We start from the raw sequence: 15,428 nt of genomic DNA on the forward strand, positions 1-15,428 counted from the left end.
GCAAGGCGAACAGAGACCTTAACAGACCCCTGCTACTTTTATTTGGCCCTACTATTTCTTTTTCGGTGCGAGTACCATCACAGCTTGGCGACCTTCCATTTTCGGGAAGGACTCAACTACTGCTATCTCAGCCAAATCATCTTTAATACGATTCAAAAGTTTCATACCAAGATTTTGGTGAGCCATCTCACGACCACGGAAACGCAGCGTTACTTTCGCTTTGTCACCGTCAGTTAGAAAACGATTCAGGTTGCGTAGTTTTACCTGATAATCGTTTTCATCGGTACCGGGACGGAATTTAACTTCCTTCACCTGCACGATTTTCTGCTTCTTTTTTTGTTCTTTCTGAGCTTTCGCTTTATCAAAAAGGAACTTTCCGTAATCCATTATACGGCAAACCGGCGGCTCAGCGTTAGGACTAATTTCAACGAGATCTACACCTGCTTCATCAGCCAGTTCCTGTGCTTCACTAATTGATACTACTCCAATAGGCTCACCTTCAAGACCGTTCAAACGTACTTGTTGTACACCTGTGATGAGTTCGTTTATTCTATTCGGGGCCGCCTGGCGCCCTGCTGTTTTTTTGATCTTTATGACCTAATCCTCCAACAAAATGAGACTACGGAGCGAAATTTGTTTATTGATTTTGGCCGCGAAATCTTCGATCCGCATTTTGCCTAAATCAACACCATCTCTGGTTCGCACCGCAACTTCCTTATTTTCCATTTCTTGATCACCAACGACCAATAAATAAGGAACACGCCTTAAGGTGTGCTCACGTATTTTAAAGCCTATCTTCTCATTTCTCAAGTCTTTAGAAGCACGAATTCCGTTTTCTTTTAATAAATTGACGACTTCATGGGCATAATCTGACTGTTTGTCAGTAATGTTCATGACGACGACTTGCATCGGCGCTAACCAAGTCGGAAATTTACCCGCATACTCTTCGATAAGAATACCCAAGAATCGCTCTAGTGAACCTAATATCGCACGATGAATCATCACCGGCGTTTGTCGACTGTTATCTTCGGCAACATAAGTAGCACCTAAACGACCAGGAAGCGCATAATCGAGTTGAACCGTACCACACTGCCAAGCACGATCCAGGCAGTCATGTAATGTGAACTCAATCTTAGGTCCGTAGAAGGCGCCTTCTCCGGGTAAGATCTCAAATTCTATGTCATTGGCGACCAGGGCTTGTTTAAGCGCTTCTTCGGCTCTGTCCCACATCTCATCATCACCGATACGCTGCTCAGGACGAGTCGAGAGTTTAACGACAATATTTTTAAAGCCGAATGTTTCGTAAGTATCGTACACCATCTGGATACAAGCACTGACTTCTTGCTGTACCTGAGCTTCTGTACAGAAAACATGGGCATCATCTTGAGTGAAACCACGAACACGCATTAGGCCATGGAGTGAACCCGATGGTTCATTACGATGACAACAACCGAACTCAGCCATACGCAATGGAAGATCGCGATATGATTTAAGGCCTTGGTTAAAGATCTGTACGTGACCCGGACAGTTCATCGGCTTAATTGCGTACTCACGATTTTCAGACTTAGTGGTGAACATGGCCTCTGAATACTTATCCCAGTGACCGGAACGTTCCCAAAGTACACGATCCATCATTAACGGACCTTTCACTTCCTGATAGGTGTACTGACCTAGCTTTTGACGAATGAATGTCTCAAGCTCGAGAAATAACCTCCAACCATCATTATGCCAAAACACCATTCCAGGTGCTTCTTCTTGCATATGATACAAATCGAGTTGTTTGCCTATCTTACGGTGGTCGCGCTTAGCCGCTTCTTCCAAGCGATTCAGGTGTACCTTAAGGGCTTTCTTATCTGCCCATGCCGTACCATAGACACGTTGCAACATCTTGTTATCAGAGTTACCGCGCCAATATGCCCCAGCAACGCTCATCAACTTGAAGTTTTGACAAAATCTCATGTTTGGTACATGAGGTCCGCGGCACATATCGACATATTCTTCATGATGATATAACGCTGGCTGGTCATCTTGACTTATGTTCTCATCCAAGATGGCCATCTTGTATGTTTCGCCGCGCGCTTCAAATGTGTCGCGGGCGACTTGCCAGCTCCCCACTTTTTTCTCAACTTTATAGTTTGTTTTTGCAAGTTGAGTCATGCGCTTCTGCAGCGCATCTATGTCTTCCTGGGTCAGCTTGTGCTCAAGATCGATATCATAATAGAAACCATTATCAATAACCGGACCGATAGCCATCTTAGCTTCTGGCCATAATTGCTTGAATGCATGACCGAGTAGATGAGCACATGAATGACGAAGTATTTGTACACCCTCGTCGTCTTTCGCTGTGATGATCGATAACTCAGAATCTGTGTCTATAATGTCACAAGCATCTTTAAGCTCACCGTTCACTCGACCGGCAATACAAGCTTTCGCAAGACCAGGGCCAATGTCGGCGGCAACATCTAAAGTAGAAACAGGGTTAGCAAACTCACGTTTGCTTCCATCAGGAAGTGTAATAACAGGCATGAAAAATCCTTATCCAGTGGTGACCCCCACGTAGGGCCACTTGCTAATATAGAGTTAAAATAGAAGCGCCAATGGGGTAAGCCATTACAAGAGTCTTAATCACCTTAGGCGCAAGCGGCTAATTCTACGAGATCTGTACCTCTGAGTGCAAGCTTAAAAACTCAGTACAGCCAGTCATGTCAAAGTATTCAATAGAAGGCTAATGTCATGATTTTAAATTTTTATTGTCACCTTTTATTCATTGAAGTCACCTAATCTAGGGTCATCTAATCTAGCTAGACAAGATCAGGAGGTTAAAATGATAAATTTATTCATACTAACAGGTGCACTACTGCAAACATCTACGCTAAGACTAAACCTTCAGGCCCCCCCTTTGTATTCGCCCAACTCTCAGTCATTCCCGGTGCTCTGGTGGAGGAAAATATCAGTGAGGGCACACGTTTCTCCCCAAACCTTCACAGCGGACTTGTGTTGGAAATTCAATCTAGCTTAGATGAACAATTTAATATGATGGTGACTTCGCTCGACGCGGAACTCGCTAATGGTTCTACAGAATCAAATTCCGCCAGTTTAAGAACGACTCAAATCCCTCCTTACCCCTACATCTTACAGACTGACTGAGCCTCTTCAGACTTGAGTATACCTATAGGTATTTACAGCGAGGATGACAAACAAAGCAAGTCACCTCGCTTTAACCGCCTTCATTGCTTAAAACTATATTCTATAACGCTGACATTGCTTTTCCCCCCAGCTTTAAGGGAAGATGTTATTAGCAGTAACATCAATTCCCCCTAAGAGAGATAAACATGAAGCAATGGGCGTTAGTGACAGGTGCAGCAAAACGAATAGGTCGTGAGATAGCAATAAAATTACACTCTAGTGGCTATAATGTCATCATTCACTACGGAGCTTCTGCCGATGCAGCCAGATCACTGTGTGATGAACTGAACCGAGCCAGGGAAGATTCTTGTATTACAGCGCAAGCCGATCTCTCTACTGAGGAAGGCATAAATGATTTAGTAAAGGTTACGACTAGCTTCAAACTGTCAATTCTCATCAACAACGCATCTGAATTTTACCCTACCCCATTGCAAGACACTCAGTTTAATGACTGCCAGCGTCTATTAGCCATTAACCTTCTAGCGCCCTACTTTCTAGCACAGAAATTATCTCCCTTATTGAGTAAAAATAACGGAGCAATCATTAACTTACTCGATATTCATGGCCAAAAACCGCTTAAAGACCATGGGATATACTCAATATCTAAAGCAGGGTTACAGATGGCTACCTTATCCTTAGCGCAAGAGATGGGCCCCGAGATTAGAGTCAATGGCATAGCGCCTGGTGCAATTCTATGGCCAGAAAACAGTCAAAACAATGCTCAAGAATCTATAATTAAACAGATCCCTTTGGCTAAATGCGGTTCACCAGCAGACATTGCAAACACGGTTCAATTTCTAGTTAATAGCAGTTATATATCAGGACAGATTATCGCTATAGATGGCGGCCGCACAGCGACTGGGTACATGGGAGCATAAAGTATCAATTAGGTATGTTGAAGATAAAAAGTTAAGGGGCGGTAATATTTGATTAGCTCATGCTAAGCCGTCCATTTTCCACGAATGGATGATAAGGAGTGTTTATGAAATTTTCCACTCAAACAATCAGTTGCCCCCACTGTGGGCACCATCAACATATCGATGTCGATGGCACCTGCGGTGATCAAGATTACTATGATGATTGCCGGATCTGTTGTAATCCAATACATCTAAGGCTTCACCTCGATGAGGCTCGCCATAAAATAGAGTTGTATATTGATTCAGGTGACGAACAGATATACTGAAATTGATTCACCTAACTCGAATCATCAAGTTAACAAGATGAATTTAATGAGTCTGTAAGCCCTCTTTGTGCCAGCACACGCTCAACGGTATCAACGATGGCCTGTGTTTGACTGTCTATCTCTATATTGAGCTTATCCCCCAGCTCAAGCAAATCCAGATTAGTCAGTTTTAACGTCTCTGGGATTAAATGCAGCATAAAGCTATTTGCGGTAGTCGCCCCTACCGTAAGGCTGCAACCATTAATACCCACGAAGCCTTTATAAAGAATGTAATTCATCCATTTTTTATCGACTTCGAGCTCGATATTGAAATGTTCGCTTGTGTTACTGAGGCCACAAACTCTTGCTTGAGTATGGATATGGCCAGAGAGAATATGTCCTCCAATCTCACGACCAAATGTAAGCGAGCGTTCTATGTTCACTTGTGAACCAACTTGTAATTTTGTGAGGTTCGTCACACTCAATGTCTCTTCCATTACATCGAAAAAAACCCTATCATCTTCAATTCGTGTAACCGTTAAACAGACCCCGTTGTTCGCAACACTTGCGCCTGTTATGAGCCCTTCACGTAACTCGGGTTCCATAGCGATCTCTAGCGTATTTAAGCCATCTTTCTTATTTATCGCAACCACTTCGCACGTGGCTTGAACTATACCTGTAAACATTTTATCTCTCGTTAGTATTTAAGGCAGTTTTCATGAATCAATTCGGCTTTCAGGCCAAACGCTTAGTACAACTCGCACTACCTGTACTCATAGCCCAAGTGACGCAAACTATGATGGGCTTTATCGACACGGTTATGGCGGGTCGAGTCAGTGCAGTCGATATGGCTGCCGTTGCAATAGGAACTAGCTTGTGGTTGCCAGCATTGCTATTCGTTCAGGGGTTACTACTCGCGTTTACCCCCGTGTTTGCCCATCATCATGGGGCAAACAACCAAAAAGCAATACAACCTCTCGCCTTTCAAGCTGCTTATATTGCCATAATTGGTAGCCTAGGTGTGATCCTGTTTCTCAGTTTTGCTGAAAACATCTTTACCATGATGCAATTAGACCCGGAACTGGCGAGTCTTAGTATTGGATATCTCGATGGATTCGCCTGGGGCGTACCTGCATTTGTTCTTTATCAGGTGCTGAGAGGTTGCAGCGAAGGGATCTCCTATACACTACCGACTATGGTAATAGGTTTTGTCGGTTTGGCAGTTAACATCCCGGCTAACTATATCTTTATCTATGGCCACTTAGGCATAGAGCCTATGGGTGGTGCTGGCTGCGGTATTGCGACAGCCTTAGTTTTCTGGGCTATGCTGATTGCTATGGTCATCTATATGCAACTGCATAAACGTTTTAAAGAATTAGCTCCCTTTAAGTCTTTCCATAAACCACATTGGCATACAATTTGGGATATGACTAAGCATGGTTTTCCCATTGCAATGGCACTTTTCTTCGAAGTCAGCCTATTTGCCATTATTGCCCTCCTGCTTGCTCCACTCGGGGCTAATGTCGTTGCAGGACATCAAATTGCAATGAACTTCTCATCTATCGTATTCATGATACCTCTTTCAATTGGTATCGCAGTCTCGATACGTGTCGGTTATTATTTAGGCCAAGATAAGAGTGAGATTTCGGCACTGATAACTAAAGTAGGTTTAATCATCTCCTTCAGTCTAGCCATGCTGACTGCAATTATTACGGTGCTTTTCAGGACAAAGATAGCCCATCTATATAATAGTAACCCCGAGGTGGTCACTTTAGCCGGAAGCTTGATGTTCTTTGCCGCACTTTATCAATTATCAGACTCGGTACAAGTTGTAGCCGCCGGAGCATTACGTGGCTACAAGGATACTCGCAGTGCCCTTTATATTACATTAGTCTCTTATTGGGGGATCGGCATGGTTATAGGTTACATACTTGCCAGAACAGATATTGTGGTCCCAGCCATGGGCGCTCAAGGATTCTGGATCGGATTAATAGCAGGGCTTACAAGTGCGGCAATATTATTTGCCCTAAGATTACGTTATATCCAGAAATCAGGTTTCAAGAAAGCGGCTTTAGAAGATAACCCAGCGCAGTAAACTAGCCCTTTAGGGGAAATTAAAGTAAAAATGCTGAAATACCGATTAAAAAGTAACTGCCGAGAGAAGTCCCAAAGGCTTTTCTCGTCTATTTCGCACTAGAAAAGAGCATGTTGCACAGCAAATCGCCGCTTAATCAATAAATGTATCTTTTTACTTGCAACCTAAGCACCATACTCCTACTATAGCGCTCGTTCCAAGGCACTAGCCAAACGAACAAAGTGAAATCGGACGCGGGATGGAGCAGTATGGTAGCTCGTCGGGCTCATAACCCGAAGGTCGTTGGTTCAAATCCAGCTCCCGCAACCAATTTTATACAACCGTAGCTCAGTTGGTTAGAGCACTACCTTGACATGGTAGGGGTCGGTGGTTCGAATCCACTCGGTTGTACCAATTCTTTATAAGCGGAATTAAAACAACTTATAGCGTCACCGGACGCGGGATGGGGCAGTATAAAGCTACTCGGACTCAACTCTTTACGAAATCAAGGCGAAGATCGTTGCCCTGCTTTTATAAAAAGTAATCCAGCTCCCGCAACCAATTTTAAAAGACACAATACAACCGTAGCTCAGTTGGTTAGAGCACTACCTTGACATGGTAGGGGTCGGTGGTTCGAATCCACTCGGTTGTACCAATTCTTTAATAAGTAGAATTAAAACAACTTATGGCGTTTATCGGACGCGGGATGGAGCAGTATAAAAGCTACTCGGACTCAACTCTTTACGAAATCAAGGCGAAGGTCGTTGCCCTGCTTTTATAAAAAGTAATCCAGCTCCCGCAACCAATTCTTTATAAGTAGAATTAAAATAACTTATGGCGTTCATCGGACGCGGGATGGAGCAGTATGGTAGCTCGTCGGGCTCATAACCCGAAGGTCGTTGGTTCAAATCCAGCTCCCGCAACCAATTCTTTATAAGCAGAATTAAAATAACTTATGGCGTTTATCGGACGCGGGATGGAGCAGTATGGTAGCTCGTCGGGCTCATAACCCGAAGGTCGTTGGTTCAAATCCAGCTCCCGCAACCAATTCTTTATAAGCAGAATTAAAACAACTTATGGCGTTTATCGGACGCGGGATGGAGCAGTATAAAAGCTACTCGGACTCAACTCTTTACGAAATCAAGGCGAAGGTCGTTGCCCTGCTTTTATAAAAAGTAATCCAGCTCCCGCAACCAATTCTTTATAAGCAGAATTAAAATAACTTATGGCGTTTATCGGACGCGGGATGGAGCAGTATGGTAGCTCGTCGGGCTCATAACCCGAAGGTCGTTGGTTCAAATCCAGCTCCCGCAACCAATTCTTTATAAGCAGAATTAAAATAACTTATGGCGTTTATCGGACGCGGGATGGAGCAGTATGGTAGCTCGTCGGGCTCATAACCCGAAGGTCGTTGGTTCAAATCCAGCTCCCGCAACCAATTCTTTATAAGCAGAATTAAAATAACTTATGGCGTTTATCGGACGCGGGATGGAGCAGTATGGTAGCTCGTCGGGCTCATAACCCGAAGGTCGTTGGTTCAAATCCAGCTCCCGCAACCAATTCTTTATAAGCAGAATTAAAATAACTTATGGCGTTTATCGGACGCGGGATGGAGCAGTATGGTAGCTCGTCGGGCTCATAACCCGAAGGTCGTTGGTTCAAATCCAGCTCCCGCAACCAATTCTTTATAAGCAGAATTAAAATAACTTATGGCGTTTATCGGACGCGGGATGGAGCAGTATGGTAGCTCGTCGGGCTCATAACCCGAAGGTCGTTGGTTCAAATCCAGCTCCCGCAACCAATTCTTTATAAGTAGAATTAAAATAACTTATGGCGTTTATCGGACGCGGGATGGAGCAGTATGGTAGCTCGTCGGGCTCATAACCCGAAGGTCGTTGGTTCAAATCCAGCTCCCGCAACCAATTCTTTATAAGTAGAATTAAAATAACTTATGGCGTTTATCGGACGCGGGATGGAGCAGTATGGTAGCTCGTCGGGCTCATAACCCGAAGGTCGTTGGTTCAAATCCAGCTCCCGCAACCAATTCTTTAAAAAGACATAATACAACCGTAGCTCAGTTGGTTAGAGCACTACCTTGACATGGTAGGGGTCGGTGGTTCGAATCCACTCGGTTGTACCATTCTTTAGTCAACCATAACAAAGCACTTATTTACTCACCTAGTATTTAAACCATCCTCACACAAGATCAAACGACATAAAATAGTTCGAATTCAACTCCTTAAAACTCTTTCCCTTGTCCGACTCGAAGTAACAAAGTCATTGCCCTACCCTTATACAAGTAATCCAGCTCCCTTGAGTCACTATCCAGAAAGAGATACAGCCGGCGAAAACTGTTTTTTGGGGCCTGAACGATGAGCCTCCAGCAAATAATAAGCATAAAAAAAGCTCCACCTATAAAGATAAAGCTTTTTCATGTACATTAAACGACTACATGCTACCAATCATTATAATGCTCTGGCATCGGCAGAGACGCCACCCCTGAGTCTATAGCAGCTTGCGCGACGGCTTTAGCGACTTTGTTACACAATCTGGGATCCATTGGACGTGGAATGATGTAATCACGGCTGAAGGTTAAAGCACTTTCGCCACTGGCCTTAAGAACACTTTCAGGTACTGGTTCTTTCGCTAAAGCGCGTATTGCGTGCACCGCAGCGATTTTCATCTCTTGGTTTATTTCTCGAGCCCTAACGTCCAACGCCCCTCTGAAGATAAATGGAAAGCACAATACGTTATTCACTTGGTTGGGATAATCAGAGCGACCGGTAGCCATAATAAGATCGTCCCTGACTGAATGGGCAAGCTCAGGTTTTATTTCTGGATCGGGATTTGAACACGCAAATACAATGGGCCTTTCGGCCATTTTTAATAACTTTTCTTTAGAGAGTAGATTAGGCCCTGACACGCCTATAAATACGTCGGCTTCATCGATGACATCATCAAGAGTGCGTTTATCCGTATTATTAGCAAACCGAGTCTTGTACTCATTGAGATCTGTCCTTTGAGAATGAACAACCCCTTTGGTATCCAACATATAAATTTTTTCACGCTTAGCACCACATTGAATCAGCAACTCCATGCAGGCAATTGCCGCAGCCCCTGCACCTAAACAAACAATCACAACGTGAGCAATATCTTTATCTTGAATCTCTAACGCATTGAGCAATGCTGCCGATGTCACGATGGCCGTTCCGTGTTGATCATCATGAAACACCGGGATGCTACAGCGCTCCTGTAAAGCTTTCTCAATGATGAAACAATCAGGGGCTTTGATGTCCTCGAGATTGATACCACCAAAGGTGTCAGCAATACTTGCAACTGTGTTAATGAACTCCTCAGGAGTCTCATGGGTCACTTCTATATCGAAAGAATCAATATTAGCGAAACGTTTAAACAATAGCGCCTTACCTTCCATCACAGGCTTTGAAGCCATAGGCCCTAAGTTACCTAATCCTAAAACAGCACTACCATTCGAAATGACTGCTACAGTATTTCCCTTGCCTGTGTACTTGTACACATTTTCAATATTATCGGCTATTTCCCGACATGGTTCAGCAACACCTGGGCTATAGGCTAACGATAAGTCTTCGCTAGTTTCGGCCTTAGTGGTTATTTCAATAGCTATTTTCCCTGGAGTCGGAAGGGCATGATAATCTAACGCACGTTGTTTTAAATCGCTCATAAGTAACCTTTAAGTATATAAATGTGTGGATGAAATTCAGCTAACAATGCATTTAGAGGTAATTGAGTTTATTTTTACTGAAATCATCATTGCCCATATCGATGGTTAGCAAACAGTGGCAGACCACTGTTTTCTAACCATCTGAATTTATGATCGTTTTATAATCAGAACCCAAGTTGTGATACAACGAACTTGCTCTAGCGCCATTCTACAGTGCTAAAGCCTATAGACTGATTAGTTAGAATCGCCATACGGCTAAAAATTGCGCAGTATTATCATCGGTACCATTCTCACCTAACTTGTTTTTCCAATATTGGTACTCAATACCAACAAACAGCTGGTTTGCTTTGGTACCTAAAACTTCACCTAAATCTAATCGAAGCTGCGGCTGGAATAAAATCCAATATTCCAGATCTGTAGTGCCAAAGCTACTGGTTTGCTGACGACCATCGATGTATTCTAAGTGCCCTTCTATGCTCCAACTTGTTGAACCTAGTTTGAAAGGATATGCCCATGCGAAATCAACCATAAAGCTTGAGTCTTCATCAACGACGGTAAAAACAGGAGAGGAGGCGCTACCACCACCTTGATGCATGTAACCTGTGACATCTATTTGCGCAAAAGCAAAGCCTGGCAAATCTAATGAAAACCTAACCCCAGGCAATACCCACATACTGTCAACTTCAGGGGCAAAGTTAAAACCAGCCACTAGTCCTATGTCTTTTACTGGACCAAAAGAGAGGTCATTACCGGTAATGGCCCCTAAACTAAAGTTTGAATACCACTCGCCATAAAATTCACTGCTATCATCGACAGGAAAGTTAGCATTGTTATTTACCTTGTAGCGACTGTAGTCCACGAAGAAAAAGTTATCTCCGTATTCCCAGCCTCCAGCGTGCTGAAAAGTAATAATGGTAGTATCGGCGGTCCCTCCTGTACCCACTCGCTCTAATTCGCCAAAAGCTTGTAATTGTACTTCTGTATTGCTCCAGAGTTCTGCCGAAGCACTCGTTGAGATTAGTGCTGATGACACAACAACTCCGGTAGCAATAATATTGTGGATTTTATTGGTATTCATCATTTACCCTTTTTTAAAGTTATATTATTAATATTTTCATGAGGCATGACATTTATAAAAAACCACTGCGAAGTTAAACGAAGTTATTAACGTCTGGTCAGATTAAATGATTTACATAAGGTGAAGCTCTCTGTTAATGCCAAGTTAAATCAAATTTAAAGTTACAAATATTGACACCCATGTCAACTTAAATTTTTTATGGGTTATCTTGTTTACTTATTTTACAAAAAAGCAGTAGACCTTAAAACTTGACGTTCATGTCAGGTTTTGTTATCAAATAATTAAATAATCTAATAAAGGCGTATAAAAATGAATTTTCAATCATTTATCCCTCCACGTAGGATCTTAATGGGCCCTGGTCCCTCAGACATTAGCCCTGAAGTTCTCGCTTCACTATCGAGGCCAGTAATTGGTCATTTAGACCCACTGTTTGTTGGCATGATGGATGAAGTAAAAACCTTACTTCAGTATGCTTTTCAAACCAAAAATGAATTTACTATTGCCCTGTCAGCTCCAGGCTCTGCAGGCATGGAAGCTTGTTTTGTTAACTTAGTTGAAGCGGGTGATAAGGTCATAGTCTGCCGTAACGGTGTGTTTGGTGATCGTATGATCCAAAATGTCACCAGAATCGGCGCAGAAGCTATAGTGGTCGACTCTCCTTGGGGACGAGCTGTAGAAGTCGATAAGGTAGAGCAAGCATTAATAGCCAACCCAGATGCTAAATTTTTAGCCTTTGTTCATGCTGAAACCTCTACAGGAGCTGTATCTGATGCCAAGGCCTTATGTGCCTTGGCACAAGAGCACAACTGCTTATCCATTGTTGATGCAGTAACATCCCTAGGCGGTATCGAGCTTAGAGTTGATGAATGGGGTATAGATGCTATTTATTCCGGCTCACAAAAATGTTTATCTTGTGTCCCTGGCTTATCCCCTATCTCATTCAGTGAAAAAGCGGTGAATGTGATCAAAGAGCGTAAGACACAAATTCAAAGTTGGTTTTTAGATCAATCACTTGTGATGGGCTATTGGTCTGGTAAGGGTAAGCGAAGCTATCACCACACAGCCCCTGTAAATTCATTATATGGTCTGCATGAATCATTGATTCAATTGCAAAATGAAGGCATTGAAAATCGCTGGGCACGTCATCAAACTCAACATGAAACGCTCGCTAAGGGTCTAAAGAAACTGGGAATAGAATTTATAGTCCCAGAAGAAGAGCGCCTCCCCCAGCTAAATGCTATCTACATCCCAAAGGGTGCTGATGATGTGAAGGTAAGAGACTACCTACTGAACCACTATAACCTCGAAATTGGCGCTGGCTTAGGTGACTTTGCAGGTAAAGCTTGGCGCATCGGAATCATGGGTTATGCCGCTAGAAGTGAGAACGTTGCACTATGCTTAACTGCCCTGGAAGATGCGTTGAACCAGTAAGGAAACACCGCTATAATTTCCACCATACGGAACTTAAAGCGAGTTAACACTCGCATCATGGTATAATTTGGGGCGTAATCTCAGGCTTTAATCTAGAAACAGGCAAGACTTCACATGAAGTCCTGTCTGTTTTTTTAATTACAAAATCTAAAAACAGTATTACTTTATATATAAAAAATCAGAGTAAACTTATTAAAAACCTGACAAAATGATTAAACAACCATTATTTAAACCCACAAATTTAGAAGTCTCACAGAAGTGAGTTATAAATACAAAACAGTTGAAATAAAAACCCAAACAATTATATAAAAACAAAATATAACCCTCACGTTAAAACAACCTCTTAGTCATCAAGTAATAATTAAATATAATACATCCCACTCACCAAGTTTAATGACAGTAATATTAACAAGTCAGCTCTCCCCTCTCCTTACTTATTTCTCATCAGTTCAGCTACTCAATATTTTTAGATAACTCGGATAATAGCCAATACCTTAAGCCACCTGGCAAAGATATGCTCTGATCAGCGTTATTCTAAGCAGTCCGATTCAAAGTAGGTAAGTGAAGGATAAGTGAGCTCTTTCAGTGTGGCTCAGCATAAAAGTTGGCAGTCAGACAAACTACAGCAAGGAGAGATGTTGCACTGCTGAGACTAATTAAGCAGCTTACGACGAGTAGGATTCAAACAGTATGCTCTTCACGCGTTGGATAGCCTGATTATAGACCCTCATTGATAAAGAGAATTAATGACCTATTCACTTTTATCTCATTGAAAAACACTACTCCAGCTGTATTGATCAACTTAGCTCAGCCTCGAGTCTCTTAAAGTTCAAATAACACAAATGAGCAAGGCCCAGATACAAGAAAACCCTTCCGAAGAAGGGTTTTCTTGTATCTGAATGAAACGATTTAATTAAGGTAAGAAGATAAACTTAGCAACGAAGAGCAAGGTAAGCGCCCAAACCCCCTTAGAGACTTGATTTGACTTACCGGCACCGAGTTTCAGGACAGTGTAAGTGATAAAGCCAAAAGCGATACCGTTAGCGATAGAGAAAGTTAACGTCATCATGATAGTCGTACAAACAGCTGGCGCGTATTCAGTTAGATCATCCCAGTCTAGTCCTTTAAGAGAGCTCATCATTAACATAGCAACGTAGATGAGTGCACCATCAACCGCGAAACCTGGTAGCATCTGCGCAAGGGGGAGAAAAAACACTCCCGCAGCAAATAACAAACCAATAGCAACAGCCGTTAGACCCGTACGCCCGCCAACGGCAACACCCGCAGCAGATTCAACATAAGAAGTGACTGGTGGACAGCCAAAACCAGTACCAATGACAGATGCGATAGAGTCAGCTTTTAACGATTTGCTTAGCCCTTCAATTTTACCATTTTCATCTTGCAGGTTTGCACGTTCGGCAACCCCCATCAAGGTACCTGCAGTATCGAAAATATTAACAAACAGGAAAGTCACAATGACAGGAATTAATGCGACTTGAAACGCGCCAGCAATGTCAGCCTTCCACAAAATAGGTTCAAGAGAAGAGAACTCAGGTACGGCCATCAAACCTGTGTAACTAACAAAACCAGAAGCAGGAGCGAAAGACTTAGCCGCTTCTGAAACCACAAAGAAGTCGGTGGGTAAAACCCAGGTCATAGCAAAAGCAATAAATGTCGTTGTCGCAATACCAATTAAAATAGCACCAAAAACGTTACGGTAGCTAAGCACTGCTATCAATAAGAAACTAAAGAAACCTAAAGCCGGTGCTTCTGGGCCAAACTGGCCGAAACCGAAATGGGTCATGTCAGCAAGCGCGACTATGTTATCAGCGTCTGCAACGACGATGCCAGTGAAGCGCAAACCGATGAAGCCAAGAAAAAGCCCCACACCGGCTGTCATAGCGAGTCTCAGACTCATAGGGATACTGTCTAACATCCATTCCCTGAGACGCGTGACACTCATCAATACAAACATGACACCTGAGAGAAAAACGGCGCCTAATGCAATTTCCCAGGTATACCCCAAGGAGCCCACCACAGTGAAAGTGAAGAAAGCATTGAGTCCCATCCCAGGAGCGAGGCCCACTGGCCAGTTTGCATAAAACCCCATAAGAATCGTTGCAATAGCCGCACCTAGGCAAGTCGCAAGGAACAGTCCATCGAAGGGCATACCTGTTTTAGACATAATAATAGGATTTAAAAACATGATGTAAGACATTGTAACGAAGGTGGTAAGCCCCGCCAAAAGCTCAGTTTTTACCGTGGTATTATGCGCAGAAAGCTTGAATATACGCTCTAAGATCCCACCAGCACTATCTTGTTTATCGTACGTTTTACTAACCTGTTCCATAACTACAGTACTCTTGTTGATTGATATATAAGGTCATTTTTTACTATTTAATATTTGACCTGCTTTTTGCTGAACTAAGTATCCAATAGCTAACACCAGCAGTGGCTAATGACTAGAAAGAGGCTGTGTTAGACCCTATTTCTTTGTAGCTAAACCAATAGAACATAAAAAAAAACCAAAGTTAACAATAAAGACACACTTTGAATTTCACAATGTGGAAACACTATAGAAAGTAAAAAACACCCCCAAGATGTGGGAGCATTACAGACAGCAGATGAAGCTTAAAAAACCATTATCGGGGCATTATCCAGTCTATCTTGCCTCGTATGCAGTACTCGCTAGGTGATTGATAGACCGTGTAAAAAATGGCTTTTCGCCATAGACAAGCTGAGTAGAGCAAACAGCTGGGAATAAATTACGCACGCAGCTCAGTCAAACGTTGAGATT

General features: G+C 42.8%; 10 protein-coding genes and 13 tRNA genes. 17 read left to right on the forward strand and 6 right to left on the reverse strand.

Annotated features, from left to right (window positions below; all coding sequences use genetic code 11):
• Positions 1-51 precede the first annotated feature (51 nt).
• The gene (infC, locus tag FM037_RS14970) at positions 52-594 is read right to left on the reverse strand and encodes a translation initiation factor IF-3 (RefSeq protein ID WP_144046659.1); all 543 of its coding nucleotides are present in this window, start codon (positions 592-594) and stop codon (positions 52-54) included.
• A 3-nt stretch (positions 595-597) separates the two neighbouring features.
• Positions 598-2,526, reverse strand: a complete 1,929-nt coding sequence (gene thrS / locus FM037_RS14975) for a threonine--tRNA ligase (protein ID WP_144046660.1) — start codon at positions 2,524-2,526, stop codon at positions 598-600.
• Between the two features lie 806 nt (positions 2,527-3,332).
• On the opposite strand from thrS, the gene FM037_RS14980 reads away from it, so the two are divergent.
• Together FM037_RS14980 and FM037_RS14985 are read left to right on the forward strand one after the other, a co-directional pair.
• On the forward strand, positions 3,333-4,064 hold the full coding sequence (locus FM037_RS14980) for a pteridine reductase (RefSeq protein WP_144046661.1): 732 nt from the start codon (positions 3,333-3,335) through the stop codon (positions 4,062-4,064).
• 104 nt (positions 4,065-4,168) lie between these two features.
• Complete coding sequence (locus FM037_RS14985) at positions 4,169-4,369, forward strand: CPXCG motif-containing cysteine-rich protein (RefSeq protein WP_041419882.1); 201 nt, start codon at positions 4,169-4,171, stop codon at positions 4,367-4,369.
• 29 nt (positions 4,370-4,398) lie between these two features.
• Here FM037_RS14985 and FM037_RS14990 read toward each other — a convergent pair whose 3' ends face one another.
• Positions 4,399-5,034 (reverse strand): riboflavin synthase subunit alpha, encoded by a 636-nt coding sequence (locus FM037_RS14990; protein ID WP_144046662.1) that lies wholly within the window; start codon positions 5,032-5,034, stop codon positions 4,399-4,401.
• Between the two features lie 32 nt (positions 5,035-5,066).
• On the opposite strand from FM037_RS14990, the gene FM037_RS14995 reads away from it, so the two are divergent.
• The 14 genes from FM037_RS14995 (at position 5,067) to FM037_RS15060 (ending at position 8,562) form a co-directional block, all read left to right on the forward strand.
• Positions 5,067-6,443 (forward strand): MATE family efflux transporter, encoded by a 1,377-nt coding sequence (locus FM037_RS14995; RefSeq protein WP_144046663.1) that lies wholly within the window; start codon positions 5,067-5,069, stop codon positions 6,441-6,443.
• A 232-nt stretch (positions 6,444-6,675) separates the two neighbouring features.
• Positions 6,676-6,752: transfer RNA gene (locus tag FM037_RS15000), tRNA-Met, on the forward strand.
• Positions 6,753-6,759: 7 nt separating this feature from the next.
• Positions 6,760-6,836, forward strand: a tRNA-Val gene (locus tag FM037_RS15005).
• Positions 6,837-7,000: 164 nt separating this feature from the next.
• Positions 7,001-7,077: transfer RNA gene (locus tag FM037_RS15010), tRNA-Val, on the forward strand.
• Between the two features lie 194 nt (positions 7,078-7,271).
• A tRNA-Met gene (locus tag FM037_RS15015) sits at positions 7,272-7,348 on the forward strand.
• Positions 7,349-7,392: 44 nt separating this feature from the next.
• Positions 7,393-7,469 (forward strand) — tRNA-Met (locus FM037_RS15020).
• A gap of 193 nt (positions 7,470-7,662) precedes the next feature.
• Positions 7,663-7,739 (forward strand) — tRNA-Met (locus FM037_RS15025).
• 44 nt (positions 7,740-7,783) lie between these two features.
• A tRNA-Met gene (locus tag FM037_RS15030) sits at positions 7,784-7,860 on the forward strand.
• Positions 7,861-7,904: 44 nt separating this feature from the next.
• Positions 7,905-7,981: transfer RNA gene (locus FM037_RS15035), tRNA-Met, on the forward strand.
• Between the two features lie 44 nt (positions 7,982-8,025).
• Positions 8,026-8,102, forward strand: a tRNA-Met gene (locus FM037_RS15040).
• A gap of 44 nt (positions 8,103-8,146) precedes the next feature.
• Positions 8,147-8,223: transfer RNA gene (locus FM037_RS15045), tRNA-Met, on the forward strand.
• A 44-nt stretch (positions 8,224-8,267) separates the two neighbouring features.
• Positions 8,268-8,344, forward strand: a tRNA-Met gene (locus FM037_RS15050).
• Between the two features lie 44 nt (positions 8,345-8,388).
• A tRNA-Met gene (locus FM037_RS15055) sits at positions 8,389-8,465 on the forward strand.
• 20 nt (positions 8,466-8,485) lie between these two features.
• A tRNA-Val gene (locus FM037_RS15060) sits at positions 8,486-8,562 on the forward strand.
• 315 nt (positions 8,563-8,877) lie between these two features.
• Here the strand turns inward: FM037_RS15060 and FM037_RS15065 are convergent.
• On the reverse strand, positions 8,878-10,122 hold the full coding sequence (locus FM037_RS15065) for a malic enzyme-like NAD(P)-binding protein (protein WP_144046664.1): 1,245 nt from the start codon (positions 10,120-10,122) through the stop codon (positions 8,878-8,880).
• Between the two features lie 238 nt (positions 10,123-10,360).
• A complete protein-coding gene (locus FM037_RS15070; protein ID WP_229380902.1) occupies positions 10,361-11,155 on the reverse strand; it encodes an outer membrane protein OmpK in 795 nt (264 codons plus the stop codon).
• A 354-nt stretch (positions 11,156-11,509) separates the two neighbouring features.
• On the opposite strand from FM037_RS15070, the gene FM037_RS15075 reads away from it, so the two are divergent.
• Entirely contained in the window at positions 11,510-12,631 is a 1,122-nt protein-coding gene (locus FM037_RS15075; protein ID WP_144046665.1) for a pyridoxal-phosphate-dependent aminotransferase family protein, read from the forward strand.
• Positions 12,632-13,544: 913 nt separating this feature from the next.
• On the opposite strand, the gene FM037_RS15080 is transcribed toward FM037_RS15075, so the two are convergent.
• Complete coding sequence (locus FM037_RS15080; RefSeq protein ID WP_144046666.1) at positions 13,545-14,981, reverse strand: NCS2 family permease; 1,437 nt, start codon at positions 14,979-14,981, stop codon at positions 13,545-13,547.
• Positions 14,982-15,428 lie beyond the last annotated feature (447 nt).

The sequence above is a fragment of the Shewanella psychropiezotolerans genome, from assembly GCF_007197555.1.
GTDB lineage: Bacteria > Pseudomonadota > Gammaproteobacteria > Enterobacterales > Shewanellaceae > Shewanella > Shewanella psychropiezotolerans.

Excerpts from the sequence above, each read along its gene's own strand:
- thrS (WP_144046660.1), bottom strand. The coding sequence starts at position 2,526 with ATGCCTGTTATTACACTTCCTGATGGAAGCAAACGTGAGTTTGCTAAC.
- FM037_RS14980 (WP_144046661.1), top strand. The coding sequence starts at position 3,333 with ATGAAGCAATGGGCGTTAGTGACAGGTGCAGCAAAACGAATAGGTCGT.
- FM037_RS14985 (WP_041419882.1), top strand. The coding sequence starts at position 4,169 with ATGAAATTTTCCACTCAAACAATCAGTTGCCCCCACTGTGGGCACCAT.
- FM037_RS14990 (WP_144046662.1), bottom strand. The coding sequence starts at position 5,034 with ATGTTTACAGGTATAGTTCAAGCCACGTGCGAAGTGGTTGCGATAAAT.
- FM037_RS14995 (WP_144046663.1), top strand. The coding sequence starts at position 5,067 with ATGAATCAATTCGGCTTTCAGGCCAAACGCTTAGTACAACTCGCACTA.
- FM037_RS15065 (WP_144046664.1), bottom strand. The coding sequence starts at position 10,122 with ATGAGCGATTTAAAACAACGTGCGTTAGATTATCATGCCCTTCCGACT.
- FM037_RS15075 (WP_144046665.1), top strand. The coding sequence starts at position 11,510 with ATGAATTTTCAATCATTTATCCCTCCACGTAGGATCTTAATGGGCCCT.
- FM037_RS15080 (WP_144046666.1), bottom strand. The coding sequence starts at position 14,981 with ATGGAACAGGTTAGTAAAACGTACGATAAACAAGATAGTGCTGGTGGG.